Source organism: Sphingopyxis sp. BE235 (assembly GCF_031457175.1).
Lineage (GTDB): Bacteria > Pseudomonadota > Alphaproteobacteria > Sphingomonadales > Sphingomonadaceae > Sphingopyxis.
Map to the genome: position 1 here is coordinate 56,553 of NZ_JAVDWC010000005.1, position 24,524 is coordinate 81,076.

General features: G+C 66.9%; 23 protein-coding genes and 2 tRNA genes. 12 read left to right on the forward strand and 13 right to left on the reverse strand.

What is annotated here, in order from left to right; translation table 11 throughout:
* Window positions 1-32 precede the first annotated feature (32 nt).
* Window positions 33-118: transfer RNA gene (locus tag J2X38_RS18720), tRNA-Tyr, on the reverse strand.
* Between the two features lie 79 nt (window positions 119-197).
* Here J2X38_RS18720 and J2X38_RS18725 point away from each other — a divergent pair.
* Window positions 198-965 (forward strand): RNA methyltransferase, encoded by a 768-nt coding sequence (locus J2X38_RS18725; protein ID WP_310256211.1) that lies wholly within the window; start codon window positions 198-200, stop codon window positions 963-965.
* 83 nt (window positions 966-1,048) lie between these two features.
* Here J2X38_RS18725 and J2X38_RS18730 read toward each other — a convergent pair whose 3' ends face one another.
* Window positions 1,049-1,366 carry a 2Fe-2S iron-sulfur cluster-binding protein gene (locus J2X38_RS18730; protein ID WP_058536189.1) on the reverse strand — a complete coding sequence of 106 codons (318 nt, stop codon included), beginning with the start codon at window positions 1,364-1,366 and terminating at the stop codon, window positions 1,049-1,051.
* Window positions 1,367-1,467: 101 nt separating this feature from the next.
* Between J2X38_RS18730 and J2X38_RS18735 the strand changes: the two genes are divergently transcribed.
* Window positions 1,468-2,085 (forward strand): DNA-3-methyladenine glycosylase 2 family protein, encoded by a 618-nt coding sequence (locus J2X38_RS18735; protein ID WP_310256215.1) that lies wholly within the window; start codon window positions 1,468-1,470, stop codon window positions 2,083-2,085.
* Window positions 2,086-2,230: 145 nt separating this feature from the next.
* Here J2X38_RS18735 and tig read toward each other — a convergent pair whose 3' ends face one another.
* Together tig and J2X38_RS18745 are read right to left on the reverse strand one after the other, a co-directional pair.
* Window positions 2,231-3,832, reverse strand: a complete 1,602-nt coding sequence (gene tig, locus J2X38_RS18740) for a trigger factor (protein ID WP_310256217.1) — start codon at window positions 3,830-3,832, stop codon at window positions 2,231-2,233.
* Between the two features lie 87 nt (window positions 3,833-3,919).
* Window positions 3,920-4,004: transfer RNA gene (locus J2X38_RS18745), tRNA-Leu, on the reverse strand.
* Between the two features lie 169 nt (window positions 4,005-4,173).
* Here J2X38_RS18745 and J2X38_RS18750 point away from each other — a divergent pair.
* The 3 genes from J2X38_RS18750 (at window position 4,174) to J2X38_RS18760 (ending at window position 7,034) form a co-directional block, all read left to right on the forward strand.
* The gene (locus J2X38_RS18750; RefSeq protein ID WP_310256220.1) at window positions 4,174-4,371 is read left to right on the forward strand and encodes a hypothetical protein; all 198 of its coding nucleotides are present in this window, start codon (window positions 4,174-4,176) and stop codon (window positions 4,369-4,371) included.
* Between the two features lie 156 nt (window positions 4,372-4,527).
* Window positions 4,528-6,213, forward strand: coding sequence for an amidohydrolase (locus J2X38_RS18755; RefSeq protein ID WP_310256222.1), 1,686 nt, complete (start codon window positions 4,528-4,530; stop codon window positions 6,211-6,213).
* 53 nt (window positions 6,214-6,266) lie between these two features.
* A complete protein-coding gene (locus J2X38_RS18760) occupies window positions 6,267-7,034 on the forward strand; it encodes a hypothetical protein (RefSeq protein ID WP_310256224.1) in 768 nt (255 codons plus the stop codon).
* Here the strand turns inward: J2X38_RS18760 and J2X38_RS18765 are convergent.
* The 6 genes from J2X38_RS18765 to J2X38_RS18790 all read right to left on the reverse strand — a co-directional run bounded on the left by J2X38_RS18765 (window position 7,031) and on the right by J2X38_RS18790 (window position 14,294).
* On the reverse strand, window positions 7,031-8,362 hold the full coding sequence (locus J2X38_RS18765) for an amidohydrolase family protein (protein WP_310256226.1): 1,332 nt from the start codon (window positions 8,360-8,362) through the stop codon (window positions 7,031-7,033). The genes J2X38_RS18760 and J2X38_RS18765 overlap by 4 nt on opposite strands.
* A gap of 13 nt (window positions 8,363-8,375) precedes the next feature.
* The gene (locus J2X38_RS18770; protein ID WP_310256228.1) at window positions 8,376-8,858 is read right to left on the reverse strand and encodes a hypothetical protein; all 483 of its coding nucleotides are present in this window, start codon (window positions 8,856-8,858) and stop codon (window positions 8,376-8,378) included.
* Between the two features lie 86 nt (window positions 8,859-8,944).
* On the reverse strand, window positions 8,945-10,411 hold the full coding sequence (gene gatB, locus J2X38_RS18775) for an Asp-tRNA(Asn)/Glu-tRNA(Gln) amidotransferase subunit GatB (RefSeq protein WP_310256230.1): 1,467 nt from the start codon (window positions 10,409-10,411) through the stop codon (window positions 8,945-8,947).
* 126 nt (window positions 10,412-10,537) lie between these two features.
* Window positions 10,538-12,019 (reverse strand): Asp-tRNA(Asn)/Glu-tRNA(Gln) amidotransferase subunit GatA, encoded by a 1,482-nt coding sequence (gene gatA, locus J2X38_RS18780; protein WP_310256232.1) that lies wholly within the window; start codon window positions 12,017-12,019, stop codon window positions 10,538-10,540.
* A complete protein-coding gene (gene gatC / locus J2X38_RS18785; RefSeq protein WP_037518935.1) occupies window positions 12,019-12,321 on the reverse strand; it encodes an Asp-tRNA(Asn)/Glu-tRNA(Gln) amidotransferase subunit GatC in 303 nt (100 codons plus the stop codon). Before gatC ends, gatA begins: the two co-directional genes overlap by 1 nt.
* Before the next feature lie 182 nt (window positions 12,322-12,503).
* On the reverse strand, window positions 12,504-14,294 hold the full coding sequence (locus tag J2X38_RS18790) for a DUF4153 domain-containing protein (RefSeq protein WP_310256235.1): 1,791 nt from the start codon (window positions 14,292-14,294) through the stop codon (window positions 12,504-12,506).
* 139 nt (window positions 14,295-14,433) lie between these two features.
* Here J2X38_RS18790 and J2X38_RS18795 point away from each other — a divergent pair, with 139 nt between their 5' ends.
* The 5 genes from J2X38_RS18795 (at window position 14,434) to J2X38_RS18815 (ending at window position 18,997) form a co-directional block, all read left to right on the forward strand.
* Window positions 14,434-15,747 carry a DUF3089 domain-containing protein gene (locus J2X38_RS18795; protein ID WP_310256237.1) on the forward strand — a complete coding sequence of 438 codons (1,314 nt, stop codon included), beginning with the start codon at window positions 14,434-14,436 and terminating at the stop codon, window positions 15,745-15,747.
* Window positions 15,748-15,862: 115 nt separating this feature from the next.
* Window positions 15,863-16,324, forward strand: a complete 462-nt coding sequence (gene ruvX, locus J2X38_RS18800) for a Holliday junction resolvase RuvX (protein WP_058536178.1) — start codon at window positions 15,863-15,865, stop codon at window positions 16,322-16,324.
* Window positions 16,321-16,608 (forward strand): DUF1294 domain-containing protein, encoded by a 288-nt coding sequence (locus J2X38_RS18805; protein WP_310256239.1) that lies wholly within the window; start codon window positions 16,321-16,323, stop codon window positions 16,606-16,608. Before ruvX ends, J2X38_RS18805 begins: the two co-directional genes overlap by 4 nt.
* A 179-nt stretch (window positions 16,609-16,787) precedes the next feature.
* Window positions 16,788-17,783: an aspartate carbamoyltransferase catalytic subunit gene (locus J2X38_RS18810; RefSeq protein WP_310256240.1), complete on the forward strand. Its 996-nt coding sequence runs from the start codon at window positions 16,788-16,790 to the stop codon at window positions 17,781-17,783.
* On the forward strand, window positions 17,774-18,997 hold the full coding sequence (locus tag J2X38_RS18815; RefSeq protein WP_310256242.1) for a dihydroorotase: 1,224 nt from the start codon (window positions 17,774-17,776) through the stop codon (window positions 18,995-18,997). The genes J2X38_RS18810 and J2X38_RS18815 overlap by 10 nt, the downstream gene beginning before the upstream one ends.
* A gap of 232 nt (window positions 18,998-19,229) precedes the next feature.
* Here the strand turns inward: J2X38_RS18815 and J2X38_RS18820 are convergent, their stop codons facing one another.
* The 3 genes from J2X38_RS18820 to J2X38_RS18830 are packed head-to-tail and all read right to left on the reverse strand — an operon-like array spanning window position 19,230 to window position 22,076.
* On the reverse strand, window positions 19,230-20,621 hold the full coding sequence (locus tag J2X38_RS18820) for an SPOR domain-containing protein (RefSeq protein WP_310256244.1): 1,392 nt from the start codon (window positions 20,619-20,621) through the stop codon (window positions 19,230-19,232).
* A gap of 22 nt (window positions 20,622-20,643) precedes the next feature.
* Window positions 20,644-21,336 (reverse strand): hypothetical protein, encoded by a 693-nt coding sequence (locus tag J2X38_RS18825; RefSeq protein WP_310256246.1) that lies wholly within the window; start codon window positions 21,334-21,336, stop codon window positions 20,644-20,646.
* A gap of 17 nt (window positions 21,337-21,353) precedes the next feature.
* On the reverse strand, window positions 21,354-22,076 hold the full coding sequence (locus tag J2X38_RS18830) for a ParA family protein (protein WP_037518907.1): 723 nt from the start codon (window positions 22,074-22,076) through the stop codon (window positions 21,354-21,356).
* 258 nt (window positions 22,077-22,334) lie between these two features.
* Here J2X38_RS18830 and J2X38_RS18835 point away from each other — a divergent pair, with 258 nt between their 5' ends.
* On the forward strand, window positions 22,335-23,612 hold the full coding sequence (locus tag J2X38_RS18835) for an SPOR domain-containing protein (protein WP_310256248.1): 1,278 nt from the start codon (window positions 22,335-22,337) through the stop codon (window positions 23,610-23,612).
* 66 nt (window positions 23,613-23,678) lie between these two features.
* Window positions 23,679-24,512, forward strand: coding sequence for a PhnD/SsuA/transferrin family substrate-binding protein (locus J2X38_RS18840; protein ID WP_310256250.1), 834 nt, complete (start codon window positions 23,679-23,681; stop codon window positions 24,510-24,512).
* The last annotated feature ends 12 nt before the right edge of the window (window positions 24,513-24,524 follow it).

Sequence of the window (24,524 nt, forward strand, 5' to 3'; positions counted from 1 at the left end):
GAGGGTTAGGCGGACACCCTCGGATGGGAGGGTGGTGGACAGGGCTGGATTCGAACCAGCGTACGGAAACCCGGGCAGATTTACAGTCTGCTGCCTTTAACCACTCGGCCACCTGTCCATTGGGGCCCGCTTTGGGAAGCGGTCCAATGGCGAAACGAGGCTTGCCTGTCAATGGCAGTCGTGGGAAAGGCGCGCGCATGAGACAATTTTCCCGTCACCGTCGTCCCGCCAGCCAAAACGCGCGCGGACAGGCCATCCGTTTCTGGGGCCGCCACGCCGTATTGGCCGCGCTCGCCAACCCCGAACGCACCGTCAAGCGCATCTGGGGCACGCGCGAGGCCCTGGGCCAGCTCGACCTGCCGCCGGTGATTCCGATCAGCTACGCCGAGGTCACCGACCTTGCGCGACTCGTCGCGCGCGACGCGCCGCATCAGGGACTCGTGATCGAAGTCGACCCGCTCGAGGATGTTTTCCTCGGCGATCTGTTGCAGCAGGAGGTCGACGCCGACAGCAAGCGCCCGCTGATCGTCCTCGACCAGGTCACCGATCCGCACAATATCGGCGCAGTGCTGCGCTCGGCGGCGGCGTTCGACGCCGCGGCGATCGTCACGCAGGATCGCCACAGCCCGCCCGAAAGCGGCGTCATCGCACGCTCGGCGTCGGGCGCGCTCGAAATCGTGCCGTGGGTCCGCGTCGTCAACCTGTCGCGCGCGCTCGAGGAAATCGCCGAGGCGCAATATTGGCGCATCGGCCTGATGGGCGACACCGAAACGACGCTCGGGTCGACGCTCGACGGCAGCCGCGTCGCGCTGGTGCTCGGCTCCGAAGGCGACGGCATGCGCCACAATGTCATGGAGCATTGCGACGTGCTGGCAAAGCTGCCGATCTCGCCGCGGATGGAGAGCCTCAATATCTCGAACGCCGCGGCGGTCGCGCTCTATGCGGTGGCGACGGCGCAAAGCTGATCGTCATCCCAGCGAAAGCTGGGATCGCTCACGTTCTGAATGGACGATAGCGGCCCCAGCCTTCGCTGGGGCGACGGTTCGGATCAATCCTCCGCCGCGATCCGCACCTTCAGCCCGTCGAGCGCCTCGCTGAACGGCAGCTGGCACGACAGGCGCGAACTGTCGTCGCGGTCGGTGGTCGAATCGAGCAGGTCGTTCTCGTCCTCGCTCATCGCGGGAAGCTGGTCGGTCGCGCCCGCTTCGACATGGACGTGGCACGTCGCGCACGAGCAGCAGCCGCCGCACAGCGCGAGCAGCTCGTCGAACCCGGCGTCGCGGATATTTTCCATCACCGTCAGGCTGGTGTCGCCCTCGATCTCATGTTCGGTCCCGTCGCGCGTCACGACAATCAGCTTGGCCATGCTAGTCCCCATATCTTCGATGTTGGTGGCGCTATGTCGCGCGTTGCTTGTCAAATCAAGCGTTGCTATTGGCTACCGAAGGAACAAAAGGAGAATATGCGATGGGTCTCAGCCAGCAGCAGCTGAACGCGGGAATCGATGCGCTCGCGGCGCAGGATTCCAATTTCGCGCGCGCGCTCGGCAATGTCGGCTATCCCGAACCCCGCATCCGCGCGCGCGGCTATGCCACGTTGCTGCGTACCATCGTCGGCCAGCAGGTCAGCGTCGCCGCCGCCAACTCGATCTGGAACAAGCTGGAGGCGCAGTTCGGCGAGGGTTGCCCGGCGGAGGTCGTCGCGGCCGCCGACTTCGACACGCTGCGCGCGTGCGGCCTGTCGGGGCAGAAACAAGGCTATGCCAAAAGCCTCGCGCAGTTGATCCTCGACGGCGAGCTCCAGTTCGACGCCCTGCCCGCCGACGACGAGGAAGCGATCGCGCTGCTCACCAGGGTCAAGGGCATCGGCCGCTGGTCGGCCGAAATCTACCTCCTCTTTGCCGAAGGGCGTCCCGACATCTGGCCCGCGGGCGACCTCGCAGTACAGGAGGCCGTCGGCCGCATCTTCCAGCTCGGCGCGCGGCCGAGCGAGAAGCGGGCGCGCGAACTGGCGGAGGCGTGGCGCCCGCATCGCGGCGCCGCGGCGATCTTCAGCTGGCATTGCTACAATATGGACGTGATCTGATCATCTCGTCGCCCCCGCGAAGGCGGGGGCCGCTATCGGCGTAGCGCAAGGTTGCCAGCGGCCCCCCTTCGCGGGGCGACGAGATATAAAAAAGGCCGGGTGGATCGCTCCACCCGGCCTTTTTTTGTCGATCGTCAGCCGAAGCTTATTTCTTCGCCGCGGCCTTCTTGGCCGGAGCCTTGGCGGGCTTGTCTTCGGCGGCCTTCGCCGGAGCAGCCTTCTTCGCCGCGGCGGGCTTTTCTTCCGCCTTGGCTTCGGCCTTCTTCGCCGGCGCCTTCTTGGCGGGCGCTTCCTCGGCCTTGGCTTCTTCCTTCACCGCGTCCTTCTTGGCGGCCGGCTTCTTCGCGGCAGCCTTCTTGGCGGGCTTGTGGTCGTGGTCATGGTCGTGGCCGCAACCCGGGCCATGGACGTGGCCATCATCATCGGCTTCGATTGCGGCTTCGATCTCTTCGCGCGTCACTTCGCGGTCGGTGATCTCGGCCTTTTCGAACAGGAAGTCGACGACCTTGTCTTCATACAGCGGGGCGCGGAGCTGCGCCGCGGCGAGCGCATCCTGCTGCACATATTCGATGAAGCGCGTGCGGTCTTCGGGGCGATATTGCTGCGCCGCCTGTGCGATCAGGCGCGACATTTCCTGGTTCGACACCTGGACGCCATGCGCCTGGCCGATTTCCGAGAGGAGCAGGCCAAGGCGGACGCGGCGGACCGCGATCGAGCGGTAATCGTCGCGGTCGTTCTCGAGTTCGGCCTTCGCCGCTTCGGGATCTTCCTCGTGGCTGACTTCATGCTCGAGCTGCTGCCAGATCTGGTTGAACTCGGCCTCGACCATCGTCGGCGGCACGTCGAAGTCGTGCGCGGCGGCGAGCTGATCGAGCAGCTTGCGCTTCATATAGGTGCGCGTCAGGCCGTTCAGTTCCTGCTCGACCTGGTCCTTCATCAGCTCTTTCAGCTTGTCGAGGCTTTCGAGGCCGAGCGTCTTGGCGAACTCGTCGTCGATCTTCGACGCCGCCGGAACCTTCACTTCCTTCACCGTCACGGCGAATTCGGCGGGCTGACCCTTCAGGTCCGCGACCGGATAATCGTCGGGGAAGCTGACCTTCAGCACCTTTTCGTCGCCGGTCTTGACGCCGACCAGCTGGTCTTCAAAGCCCGGGATCAGCTGACCCGAACCGATTTCGACCGCCATGTCCTCGCCCGTGCCGCCGTCGAAGGCGACGCCGTCGACGCTGCCGGCGAAGTCGATGATGACCTGGTCGCCCGTGGCGGCCTTCTTGGTCTTCGGTGCTTCTTCGAAGCGCTTCATCTGCGCGGCGAATTCTTCGATCTTGGCCATCACGGCCTTGTCGTCGGCGGGAACGGTCAGACGTTCGAGCTTCAGGCCGTCGATCGACGGCGTAGCGATTTCGGGCAGCACTTCGAGGCTGACGGTCAGCTCGGCATCCTTGCCGGCTTCATAGCCCTCGTCGAGCGCGACGGCGGGCTGCAGCGCCGGGCGAAGCTTTTCCTTCGCCATCAGGTCGCGCACGCCGGCGTCGATCGCCTTGTTGAGCGCGTCGGCGGAGAGCGCCGGGCCGTGCATCTTGCGGATCAGGTTCGGCGGCACCTTGCCGGGGCGGAAGCCGGGCATGCGGACGGTCGGGGCGATGCTCTTCACCTCGTCGTCGACGCGCGCGTCGATGTCCTTGGCGGTGATGGTCACGCGATATTCGCGCTTCAGGCCTTCGTTCAGCGTTTCGACGGTCTTCATTGCCTTGGTCTTATCCTTGCTCAAAATCTCGTATCGAACCCCGCCAGAGTGGCGGAGTTCCCCATGATCCCGGCCTGCATTGCAGATTGGTGCGGGCGAAGGGACTCGAACCCCCACATCTTGCGATACTGGTACCTAAAACCAGCGCGTCTACCAATTCCGCCACGCCCGCAGGTGTTTTCGGCCGGGTGCACGAAATCGCGCGCTGCCGCGCACGCCCGTGCGGGCCGCGCGGGGCTATAGCAGACGCGTGGCCGAGGGCAAGGGGCACAAAGCCCCCCGTTCCGCGCTGGCGGAACGGTGGACGCGCCCGTTCGTTGGTCAACTCAAGGAGAGTGACAATGACAAGCAACCCCGACCCGCTTCCCAAGCCGAAGCCCGACACGATCGAACCGCAGGCGCCGCCCGAACAGCCGGTGCAGCCCACCCCGCAAGAAGACCCCGCCGGCCAGCCGACCGAAATCCCCGGCAGCCCCGGCGGCGGCGACATCGACGAGCCCGGCCGCGGCCCGGACGAAGTGCCGCCGCAACAGGTTTGACCCGCCCATATCCTTTCGTCATCCCCGCGAAGGCGGGGATCCCGCTTTTGCTACATTAGCGGGATTCCCGCCTTCGCGGGAATGACGAAGTTTAGCTTACTAACCACTTGACCGGCCCTCTCCCCGGCAGCCAAAACGGCGCAGGGGAGAGACAATATGAAATTCATCGCCGCCGCCATCGCGCTGCTCCTGGCAACGACTGCACCCGCCACCGCGCAGGACACCACGCTTTACCGCGGCGGCCCGATCGTCACGATGGACGGCGACACGCCGCAAACGGTCGAGGCCGTCGTCACGCGCGGCGACCGCATCGCCTTCGCCGGCCCCGAAAAACAGGCCCGCAAGGCCGCCGGCAAGGACGCCGCGATCCGCGATCTCAAGGGCGCCACGCTGCTCCCCGGCTTCATCGACGCGCATTCGCACTTCACCCTTGCAACGATGATGGCGGGCGGGCTCGACCTGCGCGATGGCGGCGGGCCGCCGGTCGCCGACATCGCGGGCCTGCAAGCCGCGATCCGCGATCATATCGCCGCGCGCGCGCTCCCCAAGGGCGGCTGGGTCGTCGTCTGGCAATATGACCATGAAACGCTCGCGGAAAAGCGGCATATCACCCGCGCCGAACTCGACGCGGTGGCCAGCGACCGACCGATCGTCGTCTTTCACGTTTCGCTGCACGGCGCCGTCGCGAACAGCGCCGCGCTGGCCGCCGCGGGCATCGACGAAAGCACGCCCGTTCCGCCCGGCGCGATGATCTTGCGCGACGACAGGGGCAAGCTGAACGGCGTCCTCCTCGAAAAGGCGATGTTCATCCTCCTCGCCAAGCTGCCGCAGCCCAGCGCCGAGCAGAAGCTCGCGGCGCTCGACGCGGCGCAGAACCGCTATTTCGCCGAGGGCTACACCCACGCGCAGGACGGCGCGACGCAGCGCGCCGACCTCGCGTTCCTTACCAGCCCCGCGGCGCGCGAACGGCTCAAGATCGATCTCGCACTGCTCCCCATCTACACCGAGCTCGACGCGCTGCTCGCCGGCCCCGACCGCAAGTTCGGCGTCTATCAGGATCATGTAAAGCTGCAGGGGATCAAGTTCATCCTCGACGGATCGGTGCAGGCGCGCACCGGCTATTTCACGCGCGACTATGCGCGCGGCAGCCCCGCCGGCGATCATCCCTGGCACGGTCACCCCGGCATGTCGGACGCCGAATTTCAGGGTCTGGCGCGCAAGGCCCACGACCGCGGCTGGCAGCTCTTCGTCCACGCCAATGGCGACGCCGCGATCGACATGGCGATCAAGGGCTTCGACGCGCTCGGCATCAAGGCGGCCGACAACCGCCGCCCGATCGTCATCCATTCGCAGTTCCAGCGCCGCGACCAGCTCGCGGCCTACAAGCGCATCGGCGTCGGCCCCGCCTATTTCTCGAACCACGCCTGGTATTGGGCCGACGTCCACCGCACCAACTTCCCCGCCGAAGTGGTCGATTTCATCAGCCCCTTCCGCTCGGCGCGCGCCGCGGGGCTCATCGCGTCGAACCACAGCGACTATAGCGTCACCCCGCTCGACACGCGCTTCATGCTCTGGACCTCGATGGCGCGCGTCTCGCCGACCGGCGTCGTCAGCGGCCCCGAAGAGCGCCTGAACGCTTACGAGGCACTACAAGCGCTCACCACCGGCCCCGCCTGGCAGGCGTTCGAAGAGGACCGCAAGGGCCGCATCAAAGCGGGCCTGCTCGCCGATTTCGTGATCCTCGACAAGAACCCGCTGACCACGCCGGTCGATGACATCAAGTCGATCAAGGTGCGCGAAACGATCAAGGAGGGACGCAGCGTCTGGCGCGCGAACTTCTGACACGATATCATTGCAATGGCGGGGTTACCCCGGCAGCAGCAGGGGTCTTTGTCATGCGTCGCTATTTCGCGCTTCTCCTCGTCACCGCCGCGCTTCCCGCGCCGGCCTTCGCCCAGTCGGCACCCGATGTCGCCGACCTCGCCGGCGCGCGCGCGGCGAGCGGCGAGACGCAATTGCTCGCACGCGGCTATGTCTCGCGCCATTCGACCACCGTCGGCGAACAACGCTATACCTTCTGGTGGAATCAGCGCCTCGGCCGCTGCCTCTCGGTCTCCACCGTCGATGGCCGCTATGGCGCGCTGATCGCGGTGCCCGCCGAAAATTGCGACAACGGCCCGCCGCGCGACGCCTATGCACCGCAACAACACGCCTATGATCGCCCCGCCGAAACGGGCTATCGCGATCCGAATTCGCTTGTTCTCGTCTGCTATGGCGCGGGCACCCGCCCGACGGTCACCAGCAAGCCGACCTACAAATGGAATCCGTGGAACCATAAGTGGGAATGGAGCACCGAGGTCGGCAATAGTGCGCAGGGTTTCACCAGCGACGTCCAGATCGAACTCTATGGCGATCAGGGCCGCATCCATCTGGGGCCAAAGCTCGTCGCGCCGATACACAGCGGCGACGATCACGGCTGGTGGGACCTCGATAATCTGGTCGTCACCCCCGACCGTATCACCGCAAGTTACCGGATCAACGGCCTCAACAAGCCGAAACTGACGGTCGATCGCCGCTCGGGCCGCATCACGATCAACGCGATCACCAATTTCTCGGGCCAGTGCGACAGCGGCGACTGGGCGGCCGGCACGCGGCGCTTCTAAGGCGCCGCGCGCTTCGCCGCGACCTCGTCCAGCATCGCCTTCAGCGCCGCCGCGTCGAACCAGCGCCCGCCCGCCATCACGCCGAGCGGCGCGCGCAGCGTCGCGGGCTTTTCCAGCGGATTATCGGCGACGAGCAACAGGTCGGCACGATAGCCCGGCGCGATCACGCCGAACTTCGCCGCCCCCGGCACCGTCTTGGCGATGAATTCGCCCGGCGTGCGCGTCGCCGCCGACAGCGCCTGCCACGGCGTCAGCCCCGCCGCCAGCATCGCGTCAATCTCTTCGTGCAGCGCGAATCCCGGCACCTGCCCCGGGATCGTCGGCGCGTCGCCGCCCGCGATCAGCGGCACCCCGGCGTCGGCCATCGCCTTCACGAAGCGCGCCTCGAACGCCACGCGCCGCGACAGGTCGACCGCCTTCTTCTGATAGCCCGACCCCGCCCAGGCCAGCCGGTCGGCGGGCGACAGATAGCGCGCCTCGGGCGCCGCCAGATAGGCTTTCACCACCTCGGGCTTGCCGAATTGCGCCGCGATGGTGCGATAGTTGAACAGGTCCGATGTGACGAACGCATCATGCGCCTTTACCAGCGCGATCGCCTCGGCCATCCACGCGTCGGCGGGCGGCGCGTTCGGGTCGGCTTCGGGCGGTTCGGGGAAGAAGCCGTAGAAGAATTCCTCGACATGCGCGACCATCGACTGCCCCGCCGCGAGCTGTTTCGCAAGCCCGACCGCCTTCACATTATGCCCGACGACCCCGACTCCCTGCGCTCTGGCTTCGTCGGCGAGCGCCGCGAAAGCCTCGGCCGACAAATTGGTGTAAACCTTCATGAAGCTGTAGCCGTTGGCCTTCGCCAGCCGCACGATCGCACGCGCGTCCTCAGGCCTGCGCACCACGAAATGTCCATATTGCGGGTCGCCATCGACGACAAAGGCGGTGAAGATCTGCGGCCCCGGCACCTCGCCCTTGTTCACCGCGATCCGCGTCCGCCCGGCGAACGCGTTCGTCGCCTCGCCCATGTTGAGCATCGTCGTGACGCCATTGGCGAGCAGCAGCGCCAGATCGTCGCGGCTCGTTACATGATTGTGCATGTCGGCGAGGCCGGGCACCAGCCACGCCCCCTTGCCGTCCACCACCGGCGTGTCCGCGGGCAGCTTCGCCTTGATCCCGATGCTGGAAATCACACCGTCGGTGACGATCACCGTCGTGTGCGCGATAACGCGCTCGCGATCCATCGGCACGACATTGACGTCGGTAAAAACCACCGTTTCCGCCCGCGCAAGGGTCGCGCAGGCGAGCAACAACCACAGCGTCAACAGCGCGCGCAGCATCCGCCGCGCCGCGTCAGCCGGCGCAGAATTTGACAAAGCGCGCGATTGCCTGCTTGCCGCCCGGCGTTGCTGCCATATCGACCGTGGCGCCGTCTGCGGTCATCCGCAGCCAGCCGTTCGCCGCGAAGGCGCGGAACAGCGGCGAGGTCGCCGGCATTTCCTGCGCGGTAAAGGTCGGCATGTCGTCGACCTCGGTCGTGCCGGTTAGCCGCACGCGCTGGCCGCCCGCTTCGAGTTCGATCGCGGTCAGATTGAGAGCCCCGCCCGAAATCCCCGCAAAGACGCGGTCGCCGCCCTCCTCGCAGGTGAAGTTCAGCGGCTGGTCATCGGTGCCGTCAACCTCATAGGCGAGGATCGCGCTCTGCGCGCGTTCCTCGTCGTTGACGCGCATCGCCCAGTCATAACCGTTGTTCACCGCGGGCGCGGGCGCGGGCGCCGCGTTCGCCGCGCCGCCCAGTGCGAGCACACTATAAAACGAAACCAGAATCCGCTTCATCTTCACATCCTTCGTCACATAGGCACCGATTGCAATGCCTATGACACAGAAGTAGCTGAATTCGCTGTGAATCCGATCACTTATTCTCAGCCGAGCGCCTTCTTCAGCAGCTCGTTGACCACCTGCGGGTTCGCCTTGCCCTGCATCGCCTTCATCGTCTGCCCGACGAAGAAGCCGAACAAAGCTTCCTTGCCGCCCTTATACTGCTCGACCTTGTCGGCATTGGCGGTCAGGATCTTGGCGATCTCGGCTTCGATCGCGCCGGTGTCGCTCGTCTGCTTCAGCCCGTCGCGCTCGACGATCACGCCCGCGGCGTCGCCGCTTTCGAGCATCTTTTCGAACACCTGCTTCGCGATCGTCCCCGAAATCGTGCCGTCGGCGACCAGGCCGAGCAACTCGGCGGCGTGCGCGGGCGATACCGGCGAGTCCGAAATGTCGCGGCCCATGCGGTTGAGCGCGCCGAACAATTCGCTCGTCACCCAGTTCGCCGCCGCAACGGGCTTGGCGCCCGCATCGAGCAACGTATCGAACCAGCGCGCCGCCTCGACCTCGGCAGTCAGAACATCGGCGTTATACGGCGAAATCCCCGCCGCCAGATAGCGCGCGCGCTTGGCGTCGGGCAGTTCGGGCAGGCTATCGCGGCACTCGGCCAGAAACGCATCGTCGAGTTCGAGCGGCAGCAGGTCGGGATCGGGGAAGTAGCGATAGTCGTGTGCATCTTCCTTCGACCGCATCGAGCGCGTCTCGTTGCGGTCGGGATCGTACAGCCGCGTTTCCTGCACCACGGTGCCGCCGCTTTCGATCAGCTCGACCTGGCGCTTCGCCTCGCCCTCGATCACCGCCATCACGAAGCGCACCGAATTGACGTTCTTCGTCTCGGTGCGCGTGCCGAATTCGTCGCCCGGCTTGCGAACCGACACGTTGACGTCGGCGCGCATCGAGCCCTCTTCCATATTGCCGTCGCACGAGCCGACGTAGCGCAGGATCGAGCGCAGCTTGCGGACATAGGCGCCGGCCTCGGCGGGCGAGCGCATGTCGGGGCGCGAGACGATCTCCATCAGCGCGACGCCGCTGCGGTTGAGGTCGACATACGACATCGTTGGATGCTGGTCGTGCATCAGCTTGCCGGCGTCCTGCTCGACATGGATGCGCTCGACCCCGATCGCCTTGTCGGTCGGAATCCCCGCCTTCTCATCGGCTGCGATCGTCAGCGAACCTTCGCCGACAAGCGGATGATAAAGCTGCGAAATCTGGTAACCCTGCGGCAAATCGGCATAGAAATAATTCTTGCGGTCGAACCGCGACCATTTGTTGATCTGCGCCTCGATCGCCATGCCCGTGCGCACTGCCTGGCGAATGCACTCGCGGTTCGGCACCGGCAGCATGCCCGGCATCGCGGCGTCGACCAGCGACACCTGCGTGTTCGGCTCGGCCCCGAACGCCGTCGCGGCGCCCGAGAACAGCTTGGCGTTGGAGGTGACCTGCGCATGGACCTCGAGGCCGATCACGACCTCCCACTCGCCGGTTTCGCCCTTGATGCGATAGTCAGACATGTTTTTTCCTCGTCATCCCAGCGAAAGCTGGGATCGCTCGCTAATTTCGTCATCCCAGCGAAAGCTGGGATCGCTAACGTCCTGTTGCGCCGCCAGCGGCCCCAGCTTTCGCTGGGGCGACGTGAGTTACCACCACTTCTCGGCGCGCGCCGTAAAGCCCGCCCGCTCTTCAATAGCCAGCCCGGCGTTCAGCACGCCCTGCTCGTCGAATGCCTTGCCGATGATCTGCAGCCCCAGCGGCAGCCCTTCGCGGTTCAGCGCCGCAGGGACCGACATCGCGGGCAGCCCCGCGAGGCTCGCGGGCACCGCGAACACGTCGTTGAGGTACATCGCCAGCGGGTCCGCCATCTTTTCGCCCAGCCCGAACGCCGCCGACGGCGCGGTCGGCGCTAGGATCACGTCGCAGCTTGCAAACGCCGCCTCGAAATCGCGCGCGATCAGCGTCCGCACCTTCTGCGCCTGCGTATAATAGGCGTCGTAAAAGCCCGCCGACAGCACATAGGTGCCGATCATGATGCGCCGCTTGACCTCGGGCCCGAACCCATCGGCGCGCGTCGCGGCGTACATGTCCTGCAACCCCGCACCCTGCGGCAGGTCGCGCAAACCATAACGCACGCCGTCATAGCGCGCGAGGTTCGACGACGCCTCGGCGGGCGCGATGATATAATAGGCCGGCAGCGCATATTTGGTGTGCGGCAGGCTGATCTCGACCACGTCCGCGCCCGCATCCTTCAGCATCGCGATCCCCGCATCCCACATCGCGTCGATGTCGGGATCGATGCCTTCCAGTCGATATTCCTTGGGAATACCGACCGTCTTGCCCTTGAGATCGCTCGACAAAGCCGCTTCCCAATTGGGAACCGCCATGTTCAGGCTCGTCGCGTCCTTCGGATCGAAGCCCGCCATATTCTCGAGCATGATCGCGCAATCCTTGACGTCGCGCGCCATCGGCCCCGCCTGATCGAGCGAGCTCGCGAACGCCACGATGCCCCAGCGCGAGCAGCGGCCATAGGTCGGCTTGATCCCCGAAATCCCCACAAACGCCGCGGGCTGGCGGATCGAACCGCCGGTGTCGGTCCCCGTCGCCGCGGGGCACAGCCGCGCCGCGATCGCCGACGAGCTGCCGCCCGACGAACCGCCCGGCGCGAGCGCGGCATTGCCGCCGTCGTTGCGCTTCCACGGGCTGATGACGTTACCGAAATAGCTCGTCTCGTTCGACGACCCCATCGCGAACTGGTCGAGATTGAGCTTGCCGAGCATGCCGCAACCCGCGTCCCACAGCTTCGCCGAGACGGTCGATTCATAACGCGGGACAAAGCCTTCGAGCATGTGGCTCGCCGCGGTCGTCTGGACGCCGTTCGTCGCGAACAGGTCTTTCATCCCGATCGGCACGCCCGACAAGGGCTTCAGCGTTCCGGCAGCACGGTCGGCATCGGCCGCCTTCGCCGCCGCGAGCGCATGCTCGGGCGTCTCGACGATAAACGCGTTGAGCGCCTTCGCACCCGCGACATTGGCGTTGAACGCCTCCGCCACTTCGACGGCGCTGAAATCGCCCGCGCGGTGGCCGTCGCGGATCTGCGCGACGGTAAGATTCGTAAGATCGGTCATTATTCGATCACCTTGGGAACACCGAAAAAGCCGTGCTGCGGCGCCGGCGCATTCGCCAGCACATCGTCACGGCGGCCGCCGCCGGTCAGCGGATCGGCATCGACAACATCGTCGCGCAGCCGCAGATGGTTCGGGATCACCGCGGTCATCGGCTCGACCCCGGTCACATCGACCTCGCCGAGTTGCTCGACCCAGCCCAAGATGCCGTTCAATTCGCCTTCCATCGCGGCGGCTTCGGCATCGCTGATCGCGATGCGCGCCAGCGACGCTATTTTCCTGACTGTTGCCTGATCGATTGACATGATCGCCCTAACTTTAACGAAGCCGCGCCGCTAGCATCCCAGCCGGATCGCTTCAACCATCCTGATCCTCCCTGTGGCGAAGCCGTGGGGAGGGGGACCGCCGCCGAAGGCGGTGGTGGAGGGGCAGCCGTCAGCGCTTCGCGCTGCCACCTCCCCATCACTGCGCGACAGGGAGGATTAAATCACTCGAAATCGCCGCCCACCGGCTTGCCGTTCACAAAAATCTGGCGGCGCGTCACCGCGCGCACTTCGACCCCGCCCCGTTCCATATCGTCGACGGTCAATTCGCGTCGTTTCTGTTCGGCTGGATCGCTTCCCTCATAATAGTCGCTCCACTTCTTCGTCGTGGGGTCGATCGCGAAGTGCGTCAGCATGCCGCCTTGCGAAACGACCGCGACGCGGCTGTCGCCGACCCATTGCACGATACAGGGCGCCGTGCGGCAGAAGCTCCGCTGGTCGAGCAACGCATAAAGTTCGGCAGGCAGCGGCCGGCTCGCGGGCAGAACACGCACTTTCTCTTCGATCTTGCGCGCGCCAAAGGCGGCATCGCGCGCCGTCATCGCCTCGCCGTCGCGGTGGAGCGCCCAACGGTCCTGGGCCTTCAGCGCCCAGCTCGCGAGGCCCGCCTTCGTCTTGTCGGCCGACTTCGCAATATCCCGCAGCGCCGCGCGGCCGCTCGGCCCGAAATCGAACGCCAGCGCCGCCCAGTCGAATTTCTCGGTCGGTGTCGCACCCGATTTCAGCCGCGCCAGCTGATCGCGCGTCGAAATCGCCCCGAAATCGAGGATCGGCAGCGCAAGGAGCAACGCAAGCAGCGCCAGCCCGATCGCGAGCTTCTGTTGCAGCGGCCGCAGCCAGTCGTCGAAATCGCGCCGCCCCTTCACCACCGCCCACACGCCCGCAATCCCGTAAGCCAGCGCGATGACCGCCGCGATCACCCCCCAGATGCGCTCGGGGGTCCAGCCATATTGGATCACGCGCAAATGCATCGAGTAATAGGCGATCCCCGCCAGCGGCAGCACCGCAACAACGAGCACCGGCGCCGCCCAGCGCAGCACCGGGCTCGTCGCACGGTCGTCGCTGCCATTGCCGATCACCGCATTGGCGAGCAGCACCGCGAACGCCGCCGCCGCCATCATCACCGCCGCGGTCGAAAAGCCCGAATCCCAGAGCTTTTGCAGCCCCGTCCCCGCAAGCGACAGCAGGAACAGCACCAAAGCAACCGCCAGCACCGGCGCCAGCACCGCGAGCACCATCATCACCAGCCGCTGCAATGTCGCAACCAGCCTGTCGCGCTCGCGCAGCAGGCCCACCGCGCCGCCAAACGCCGCGCCCGCAAGCATCCAGCCGAACCATTCGTCGTTGAGCAGGTCGAAGATCAGGCTGATCCCGATCAGCTTGAACATCTGCCCGATCAAGACGGTCAGCAGAAAGGTGATGCCGACGAAGGCCAGCGACGCCGCGCCGATCACCGCATCGGTCCACGCATGGCTATGGAGCCGCTCATACGGCATCTGCCACAGCTTCCAGAACCGCCAGTCGGGCGCGACATCGCGCCGCGTCTGGAACAGCGGCGTCGCGACGAGCACCGCGAGTATCCCCGACCAGAACGGCCATTCGACCGGATTGCCCTGAATATTATACGCCGCGGTCTGCCACGCGATCAGTCCGAGGATGACGCCCCAAAGAACCGCGAAACCCAGCGCCCACTGCCAGCGACGCAGCTCGACCCCCAGCACGAACACGACCGCCGCGACGGCAACGCCCGTCGCCAGCGCGCTGCGCCAGTGCGACAGCGCGTCGTCATAATGATGATCGATCAACAGGTAAAAGCCGAGCCCGGCGAGCGCGCAGATCGCCGCCATGATCCACGGGCGCAGCGGCCACGGCAGATCATTCTCGTCGAGGCGTGCCGAAACGTGGAGCGGACGGAGGGGCGAATCGGGGGCGGCGGGTGCGGTCGCTTCGGTCATGCGTCAAAGCCTTTCGCGTAAAACCATCTTCCTGAACCTGTTTACGGATCCGAATTCCGCATGACGAGTTATTTGTAGCCGGGCACCGGAGCCGCTAGAGAAGCCCGAATTCATCTCTCCCGACCGTATGGAATCCCATTTGGCCCGCAAATTTCTCTACATCATTGCCGCCGTCATCCTGCTGATCGTCGCCGCCGGGGTCGTGTACCAGCTCTTCCCGGGCTGGATCGCGCGCACCGCCTTCGTCCCCAGCACCGAATTCAAGCCGCAGGCAGCGGTCGCGCCGAACGCTTATGACGACCCGAAAATGTGGTTCGCGCGCCCGGGGATGGAAAAGGACCCGTCGGCGTGGCGCCCCGCCGCCGACGGCAGCGAGACCCCCGGCACCGAAGACGCCGCAGCGCAGGCAGGCCAGATCATCCCGCCCGCCAACGCCGCCCCGACCACAACCGAAGCCGCGACGCCGAAGGGCGACGCCGCGATCTTCTTCGTCCACCCAACGAGCTATTACAGCCGCTCGAGCTGGAACGCGCCGCTCGAGGACCGCGATTCCGACCACCGCGCGAACCTCTTCGTGCAGGGCATGGCGAGCGCCTTTGCCGACGCGGGCGAAATCTGGGCCCCGCGCTACCGTCAGGCGACGCTTGGCGCCTTCCTCGCGCAGGACCGCGTCACCGCGGGCAAAGCGATCGATTCGGCCTATCGCGACGTCGAGGAGGCGTTCGACGCCTTCCTCGCCGCGCAGCCGAAGAACAAGCCGATCATCCTCGCGGGCCACAGCCAGGGCGCGCTCCACCTCACGACTTTGCTCCGCACGAAAATCGCGGGCACCCCGCTCGCGAAACGCATCGTGGCGGCGTACGTCATCGGCTGGCCGGTCAGCCTCGACACCGACATCGCCGGGCTCGGCCTGCCCGCGTGCCAGACCCCCGAACAAAAGGGCTGCATCATCGGCTGGGCGAGTTTCGCCGAGCCCGCCGATCCCGCGATGGTCACCGGCGCCTATGACGGCACGATCGGTTTCGACGGCCGCCCGCGCGCCGAAACGCGAATGCTCTGCACCAACCCGCTCACCGGCATCCCCGACACCGAAGCCCCGCCCGAGGCGAATATCGGCACGCTCAAGCCGACCGAAGGCTTCAAGAGCGGGTCGCTGATCGCGGGCAAGATCGGCGCAAAATGCGACGACACGCGCGGTTTCCTGATGATCGGCGACGCCGACATCGCGAAAAATTACGTCGTCGCGGGCTATGTGCTCCCCGGCAACAATTATCACGTCTACGACATCACCCTCTTCTGGGCGAACGTCCGCGCCGACGCCCTCCGCCGCCTCGCGACCTACGAGGGCAAGCCGTCGCCCGTGCCGCCCCCAGCGGCGCCGACGCCTCCTCCGGCCACGCCCGCTTCCCCACCCTCGTCACCCACTACCCCGCCTTCGTCACCCCGGACTTGATCCGGGGTCCCGCTTTTTAATCCGTTCGCATCGAGCCAAGTCGAGATGCCCATCGGCAGGGCATGCCTTCACGGTGTCTCGACTTCGCTCGACACGAACGGCTAGGGATGGTCGCATGATCACCACCGCCGCCCCCGATTTCGCCGCCCACTTCCCGAACGGCGGCCGCATCATGGGCCTCGACGTCGGCACCAAGACGATCGGCGTCGCCTTCTGCGATGTGAACTGGAGCTTCGCGACCCCCGACAAGACGATCATCCGCAAGAAATTCTCGGTCGATCTTGAAACGCTGAAAGCCCTGATCGCACATCACAACATCGTCGGCCTCGTCGTCGGCCTGCCGCTCAACATGGACGGCACCGACAGCCCGCGCACCCAAAGCACCCGCGCTTTCGCGCGCAACCTCGCGCCCCTCGCCCTCCCCCTGTTGCTCTGGGACGAACGCTGGTCGACCGCCGCGGTCGAGCGCGCGATGATCGCCGCCGACGTCAGCCGCGCCAAACGCGCCGAACGCGTCGACAGCGCCGCCGCGGCGTTCATCCTGCAAGGCGCCATCGACGCGATGACGCGGGGTTGACCAGCTATCTCGTCGCCTGGCTGATCGCGGCAAACCTGATCGCGTTCGCGCTGATGATCCTCGACAAGAAATTCGCCGAAGGCGGCGCGCGCCGCATTTCCGAAAGCACCCTGCTCGGCTGGTCGCTGCTCGGCGGCGCCGCCGGCACCTTCGCCGCGTCGCGCCTCATCCGCCACAAGACGCGCAAACAGCCGTTCGCGGCGCGGATGATCGCGATCCTGTTCCTCGAACTCGTGGTTCTTTTGCTGTGGGCGCTCGGGTTTCTTGATCCGCTGATCGCCTGATCCCCCCTATGGCGAAGCCATGGGGAGGGGGGACCGCCGCCGTAGGCGGTGGTGGAGGGGCCGCTACGTCGCGCTATCGCCCCTCCGTCAGCGCTCCGCGCTGCCACCTCCCCATCGCTGCGCGACAGGGAGGATCATACTTGCCAGAATCGCCCCGCCTGCGTAGACGCTCGGCTTTAATGACAAGCTCAACAATCCGACCCGCCAGCGACTATCCGCCCGGTGGCGATGCCTTTCGCCATCGCCACCTGATCGGCATCGCCCAGCTCACCCCGTGGGAGATTTCCTACGTCCTCGACGCCGCCGAGCAATGGGTCGACCTCAACCGCTCGGGCGCCGCCAAGCACGACGACCGGCTCGCGGGCCTCACGATCATCAACGCCTTTTTCGAAAACTCGACGCGCACTTTGCTGTCGTTCGAAATCGCGGGCAAGCGCCTCGGCGCCGACGTCGTCAACATGCACGCCGCGCAGTCGAGCGTGAAAAAGGGCGAGACGCTGATCGACACCGCGATGACGCTGAACGCGATGCGCGCCGACGCGATGGTGATCCGTCACGGCAGCTCGGGCGCGGTCCAGCTCATCGCCGACAAGGTCGACTGCCCCGTGCTCAACGCGGGCGACGGCCGCCACGAGCATCCGACGCAGGCGTTGCTCGACGCGCTCACGATCCGCCGCCGCCTCGGCCGCGTCGAGGGGCTCACCATCGCCATCTGCGGCGACGTCCTCCACAGCCGCGTCGCGCGCTCGAATATCCTCGCGCTCACGCTGCTCGGCAACGAAGTGCGCGTCGTCGCGCCGCCGACGCTCACCCCGCCCGCGATCGACCGCATGCATGTGACGACCTTCACCGACATGGACGAGGGCATCAGGGACGCCGACGTCGTGATGATGCTCCGCCTCCAGAACGAGCGCATGGACGGCGCTTACCTGCCCAGCGCACGCGAATATCACGCGCTCTACGGCCTCACCGAAAAACGCCTCGAGAAAGCCAAGCCCGATGCGATCGTCATGCACCCCGGCCCGATGAACCGCGGGGTCGAAATCGACAGCAATGTCGCCGACGATCCGGTCCGCTCGACGATCACCGAGCAGGTCGAAATGGGGGTCGCGGTGCGCATGGCCTGCCTCGACATCCTGACGCGCCGCAAGCGGGGAGTCGCCGGATGGAACTGAAGCCCCTCCATATCGCGAACGCGCAGTTGATCGACGGCGACGCGCCGCGCGCGGGCAGCCTGCTCGTCGTCGATGGCCGCATCGCCGCGCTCGATCCGGCCGAAATCCCCGAAGGCACCGAGACGATCGACGCCAAGGGCCAGTGGCTCGCCCCCGGCATCATCGACCTCGGCGTCTTTGCGACCGACAAGCCCGCCTTCCACTTCGGCGGCATCACGCGCGCCGCGCTGATGCCCGACAACGGCCCGCTCGACGGCGCCGGGCTCGTCGAGCGGGCAGCGAAAGGCGGCAAGCCCGACCTCTGGGTCCACCCGCTCGCCGCCGCCACAAAAGGACTCGCGGGCACCGAACTCGCCGAAATCGGCCTGATGAAACAGGCAGGCGCGCGCGCCATCGCCACCGGCCGCGCGCGCATCGCCGACAGCGGCGTGATGCGCCGCGTCCTCACTTACGCCGCCTCGCTCGGCCTCGTCACGATCATCCATGCCGAGGATGAGGGACTGACGGCCGGCGCGGTCGCAACCGACGGCGAGATGGCGACGCGCCTCGGCCTCGCCTCCGCCCCCGCCATCGCCGAGGCGATCGCGATCGCCCGCGATCTCGCACTCGTCGAGGAAACCGGCGCGCCCGTCCATTTCCGCCAGGTCACCACCGCGCGCGGGCTGGACCTGATCCGCGCCGCCAAGGCGAAAGGGCTGCCCGTCCTCTGCGGCATCACCCCCGCGCACCTGCTGCTTTCGGACACCGCGATCGGCGACTTCCGCACCTTTGCACGCCTGTCGCCACCGCTCCGCTCGGAGGATGACCGCCACGCGTGCCTCGCCGCGATCGCCGACGGCACGATCGACATCCTCGCCTCGGGCCACGACCCGCGCGGCCCCGAGGACAAGCGCCTGCCCTTCGCCGAAGCCTTGCCCGGCATGGCCGGCGCCGAAACTTTGCTCGCGCTCGGCCTCGGCCTCGTCCGCGACGGACATATCTCGCCCGGCCGCCTGTTCGAACTGCTCGCGGGCACCCCCGCCTGCCTGCTCGGCGTCAACGCCGGGACACTCGCGGTGGGCAAGGAAGCCGACCTCATCCTCGTCGACGAGGGTACGCCCTGGCAGGTCGACGCCAAGAAAATGGCCGCCTGGGCCGGCAACACCCCTTTCGACGGCATGCCCGTGCAAGGCCGCGCGACGATGATGTGGAAGGGCGGACTGCGCATCCGTTAGGTCTGCTTTGGGGTGGTGAGCGGACGTTGTTTCCTTACCCTTCGTCACCCCGGACTTGATCCGGGATCCCGCTTTTTGAGGCATCGGCTGGCTCCGACCTCAAGCGGGACCCCGGATCAAGTCCGGGGTGACGAGAGTGTTGGAGTCCGCAACCGGTCGGACCCGGACACCCCCAAACAAAAGAGGCGCGGCCTCGCGGCCACGCCCCTCCCCCTTATCCGGGTAAAGTCTTTTAGCGCGAAGCGAGCCGCATCGTGCTGGCCTTCGACGCCCACTGGATCGTCTCGCCGCCGCCCATCGCGCGGATGAAACAGGTCTGACCGTGCGCCTTCAACTCGTTGCACAGGCTCGTCGCATCGGCGCGCGTCGCGAGGCCATTGACCGTCAGGCGATAGAAGGTGCGCCCCTTCACATTCGCGGCATGGCTCGACGCCGGGAAATTCGCCAGCATGGCGCTCCGCTTTTTCAGCGTGCCCCATTTTTCCTTGGCAATGCCGAGGCTGTCATAGGCGCCCAGCTGAACCGCCCAGCCGCTCGGCTTCTTCGCGTCGAAACCCATTGCCTTCGGGATCAGCACCGTCGCCAGCTCGAGCGCCTGCTGCTGCGCCGGGCGGATGCGCCCTTCGCCTTGGGCGCGCGGTGCGGCGCGATAGGGCGCGGCGTCGGCAAGGATCACCTCGCCCGCCGGTTTCGGCTGCGGCAATTCGGTCACCGGCACGACGCCATCGGCGTTGCGCTGGGGCATCGGCAGTTCGACGCTGCGGATCGCGCTGCTCGCATCCGCAAGGACGGGCGGCGGCGGCGCATAATCGGCGACCGGCGCCGGATCGGCGCTCGCGAGCTGAGTTGCGGGCTCGGCTGCGGCCATTTGCGTGTCACCAAAATTGCTGAGCGCGAGCTGGACCGGCATGCCGGCATCCTGCCGCGCCTTCGTCCCGATCAGGCTCGCGACGCGCATCTGCGCATCGGGCTGTTCGGCCAGCTTCGACCATTCGGCCATCCGCCCTTCGAGCTTGGCGATCGACAGGTCCTGCGAAGCGAGGATGCGCGCCTGTGCCCAGCGGCCCGACAGCGCGAACGCCAGCGCCAGATTCTGCCGCGTCCGTGCCCCGGCGCCTTCGGCGCGCGCGGCTTCGCTCAGCACATAGATCGCGCCTTCATTATCGCCGGCGAGCGCGAGCGCCAGCCCGAGGTCCGACGCCGGCACCACCGCGCGATGCTCGGTCAGCAGCGTCACGGCTTCCCTGCCCTTGCCCTGCGCGATTTGCGCGAGCGCCAGCGAAAGCACCGTATTGCCGTCGCTCGCGCCGAGTTCGATCGCCTCGGTCAGCGCCGCGGTCGCCGACGCAAAGCGCCCGTCATTGAGGTACGCCTGTCCCAGCAGCGCGCGATAATTTGCATCGCGCGGGCTGCCCGCAACCGCGGCTTCGGCCAGGCCGACCGCCTTGCTGGCTTTCCCGGCTTCGAGCGCGACGCGCGCCTCGCTCGCCGATTTGGCGGCGATCGCGGGCTTGCCGGCGGCGCGCGACGGCGCGTCGGCCATCTTGCCCATGCCGCTGCATCCGGTGGCCACGCTCAGGACAAATCCCGAAACGGCCAGGTTCATCAGCATCTTGCGGTTCATGACAGGTCCCCCTCTTTTCTCTTCAGCGCTGTCCGCGCACCGGGCGCGTCGCCGGCAGGCGGCTCGCCATCGCGTCGATTTCGGGCAGCGAAGCCAGATATTCGTCGAGCAGGTCGGTCAGGATCACCTGCGAAGACCGGTTCGTCACCGCACTCGCGAGGCGCAGGCGCAAATGGCGCTCGGCATCGAGGCGCAGCGTGAAGGCGGCCTTTTCGCGGGCACGGAGCGCGCGCGGTGCCTTTTCTTTCTTCGGCGCCGGCGCCGGACGCGCCTCGACCTTGCGCGCCACCGCGGCGACGCGCTCGATCAGCGATTCCTGCTGGCGGACGACTTCGGGAACCTCGGGGGCTTCGGCTTCGAACTGGTCGACGCCATAATCCTCGCTGAGCCCGACCGGTTCGCCGGTATATTCGGCCGAAAATTCGGGCGTCAGCTCGTGACCGACGCTCTCGTCGACCGCATGTTCGGCCTCGACATTATGCGCCAGCACCGATCCGGTGAGCAGCGGCTTCAGGTCGAGCATCCGCGCGGGTTCGGCCGACTGGTCGGGATCGACATCATAACCCATGTCGTTCCAGCCGAGGTCGTCGTAACCGCCGGGGTTGAGGGGTGCGGGGCCGCTACCGAGCGGCTGGCGGCGCATGGCGGGACGCGCTCCACCCTTGCGGGCAAGGAGGCCAGCGCTCAGCGATGCGAGAGGTTTTGGTTCGCCCATGATTCCCGTACTCCCCGTCACTGGCCAGCGATGCGGCGGCCAAAGCCACCACCCATCGGGCGAACCGCGCCATAATTGCCCTGTGTGGGCAGCGGCGCGGCAAATACGGTCCTGCGGAAATTCTTTTCGAGGCGGTCGTTCATATAGGTCCACAGCTGGCGGATCTCGTCGGCCGAGCGTCCGTTGGGATCGACTTCCATCACCGTGCGGCCGTCGATCATCGACGCGGCATAATCGGTGCGGTGGTGCAGCGTGATCGGGGCGACGGTGCCGTGCTGCGACAGCGCGACCGCGGCTTCGCTGGTGATCTTCGCTTTCGGCGTCGCGCCGTTGACGACGAACACCAGCGGCTTGCCGGCGCGTTCGCACAGGTCGACGGTGGCGCCGACGGCACGCAGGTCATGCGGGCTCGGCCGGGTCGGGACGACGATCAGTTCGGCGACCGAAATCACGCTCTGGATCGCCATGGTGATCGCCGGCGGCGTATCGATGACCGCCAGCTTAAAGCCCTGCTGGCGCAGGATTTCGAGGTCGGAAGCCAGCCGCGCAACGGTCGTTTGCGCAAAGGCCGGAAGGTCGGTTTCGCGCTCGTTCCACCAGTCGGCGAGCGAGCCCTGCGGATCGATGTCGATCAGAACGACGGGGCCGGCGCCCGCAAGCTGCGCCTGCACCGCGAGGTGCCCCGACAGCGTGGTCTTTCCCGACCCGCCTTTCTGTGAAGCCAATGCCAATACGCGCACTGCGTTTACCCCCTCGGAAATCCAGAATTCGGCGAAGGGATGCCATGCGGGGCGCTAAAATTGGGTTAACGATGATAAAAAGAGGGTGAACGACTTCCTCGCGAATATGGTAAACACTCTCCTAAGACGAACTTGTACCAGAACGGATCAAGTTTGGCGTGGGCGCTTTTGTCGCTAACGCCGTGTTAGCCAATTGGCGCTATAAAGACCCCGGGGACTGCAGCCGGCCTCATGCGGCGCAAGTCATTGGAGAATAAGATGCGTTCTTTCCGCACCGCCCTTTCGCTGGCTCTGCCGCTGATCGCGGCATCGATGCTCGCGGCACCCGCTTATGCCGACGTCAAGGACGGCGTCGATGCCTGGCAGGCGGGCAATTATGCGGCCGCCGTTGCCGAATGGCGCCCGCTCGCCCTCGCCGGCGACGCCGATGCGCAATTCAATCTGGGGCAAGCCTATAAGCTCGGCCGCGGTGTTCCCGCCGATCTCGTGCAGGCGGAGGCCTGGTATCGCCGCGCCGCCAAGCAGGGGCATTTGCAGGCGGAGGATAATCTCGGCCTCGTGCTCTTCACCGCGAACCGCCGCGCAGAGGCGATGCCCTTCATCATCAATTCGGCCGCGCGCGGCGAACCGCGCGCGCAATATGTTCTCGGCACCGCGCACTTCAACGGCGACCTCGCCGCAGAGGACTGGCCGCGCGCCTATGCGCTGACCAAGCGCGCGAGCGACGCCGGGCTCGGCATCGCTTCGGCGCGCCTCGCGCAGCTCGACAATCTGATCCCGCTCGACCAGCGCCAGCGCGGCCTCGCGCTGATCCCCGAAATCGAGCGCGGCGAACAGCAGGCGCGCCTCGCCGCGGTCAACGCCGCTGCGCCGCCCGCGCCCAAACCCGTGCCGGCGGCCTCGCCGGTGAAGGTCGCGAGCCTGCCCGCCTCGACCCCCGGCACCCGCTACACACCGCCGCCGGTGATCGACACGCCGCCCGCCGCCAAGCCCACGCCGGCACCGCAGCCCAAACCCGAACCGATCCGCAGTGTCGCGGTGGCCTCATCGCCCGTGGCGAGCGCCGCCGCAGCCGCCGCCGCCGAAGCAACCGCCAACGCCGTCGCCGCCACCGGCCAGCCGGGCACGACCTACGCCGCGCCGCCCGAAAGCGGCAAACTCCCGCCGAAGCCCGAACCGGCAAAGCCCGCGCCCAAGCCCGCCGAACCCAAACCCGCGCCGGTCAAGCCCGCACCCGTCAAGGCCGCCCCCGTCGCCACCGCCGCAGCCACTCCGGCGCCGGTCCGCGTCCACAACGGCACCGCGAGCCCCTGGCGCGCGCAGCTCGGCGCTTTCGGCGTCGAGGCGAACGCCCGCAATCTCTGGACCGCGCTCGAAAAGAAAAATCCCGCCTTCGCCGGCCGCACGCCCTATCTGGTTAAGAGCGGCAAGCTCACCCGCCTCCAGGCCGGCGGCTTCGCGAACAAGGGCGAAGCCGAGAGCTTCTGCGCGAGCGTGCGCAAGAGCGGTCAGGCCTGTCTGGTGATGGATCGCTAGTCGCGCCGACATGTCGTTCGTCGTAGAATCCTTTGCTTCGGCGACCGTCCCGTCCATCGCGCAGTCATGATTCTAACTCTTCTCGCGGCGTGGGCATCGCCGGTTGAAACGCCACCGGCGCTGCGCGTCGGCACCTATCATTATCCGCGCTACGACCGGTCGGTTGCGCTCGCGCCGCTTGCCGCACTCGTCGAACGCGCGTCCGGGCGGCCGACCGAGGTCCGCTTGCTCGACACGCCCGAAGCGCTGGCGAAGGCGCTCTGCCGCGGCGAGATCGACATTGCGATGACCAATCTCGGCGCATTCGTCGAGGCTCGCTCCTGCCCGGATGTCCGGCCGATCGCCGTCCTTTCCACGCCTCCGGCCGTGCTCGATCGCTATCGGGGCGTCCTGCTCGTGCGCCGCGACAGTGGCCTCGCGTCGCTCGACGCCCTCGGTGCGCGCGCCGGCGACTTGCGCTACACCGAAGTGCTGCCGGGCTCGACGTCCGGCGCACTGGTTCAGGCGGCCGCGCTGCGAAGCACCGGTCGCGCCCCGGCTTTTGCGACGCGGCGCCATGCGGGCACCCACGAAGCCGCCCTGGCTGAGCTGCTTGCCGGCCGCACCGACGTCGCGGCGCTCGCCGAAGGCCCCTGGCGCCAGCTGCAGGCCGACGATCCCGGCACCGCCGCAACACTTCTTCAGATCTGGCGATCCGATCCGCTCCCGCCGGGGCCGCTGGTCTGTCGCGACCAGGCATCGGTGCCCTGCGCCGCCGTGCACCGCGCTCTCCTCGACGACGACGGCGAGGTCGCGGTCGCGCTGTCGAAAGGATGGAGCGAAACCGAAGGCGCCGTGCGTTTCGGTGCCTATGACCCGGCCCGCTATGATCCGTTCCAGGCGGAGCCGCCGCTCCCCTGACTAGAGTAGCGG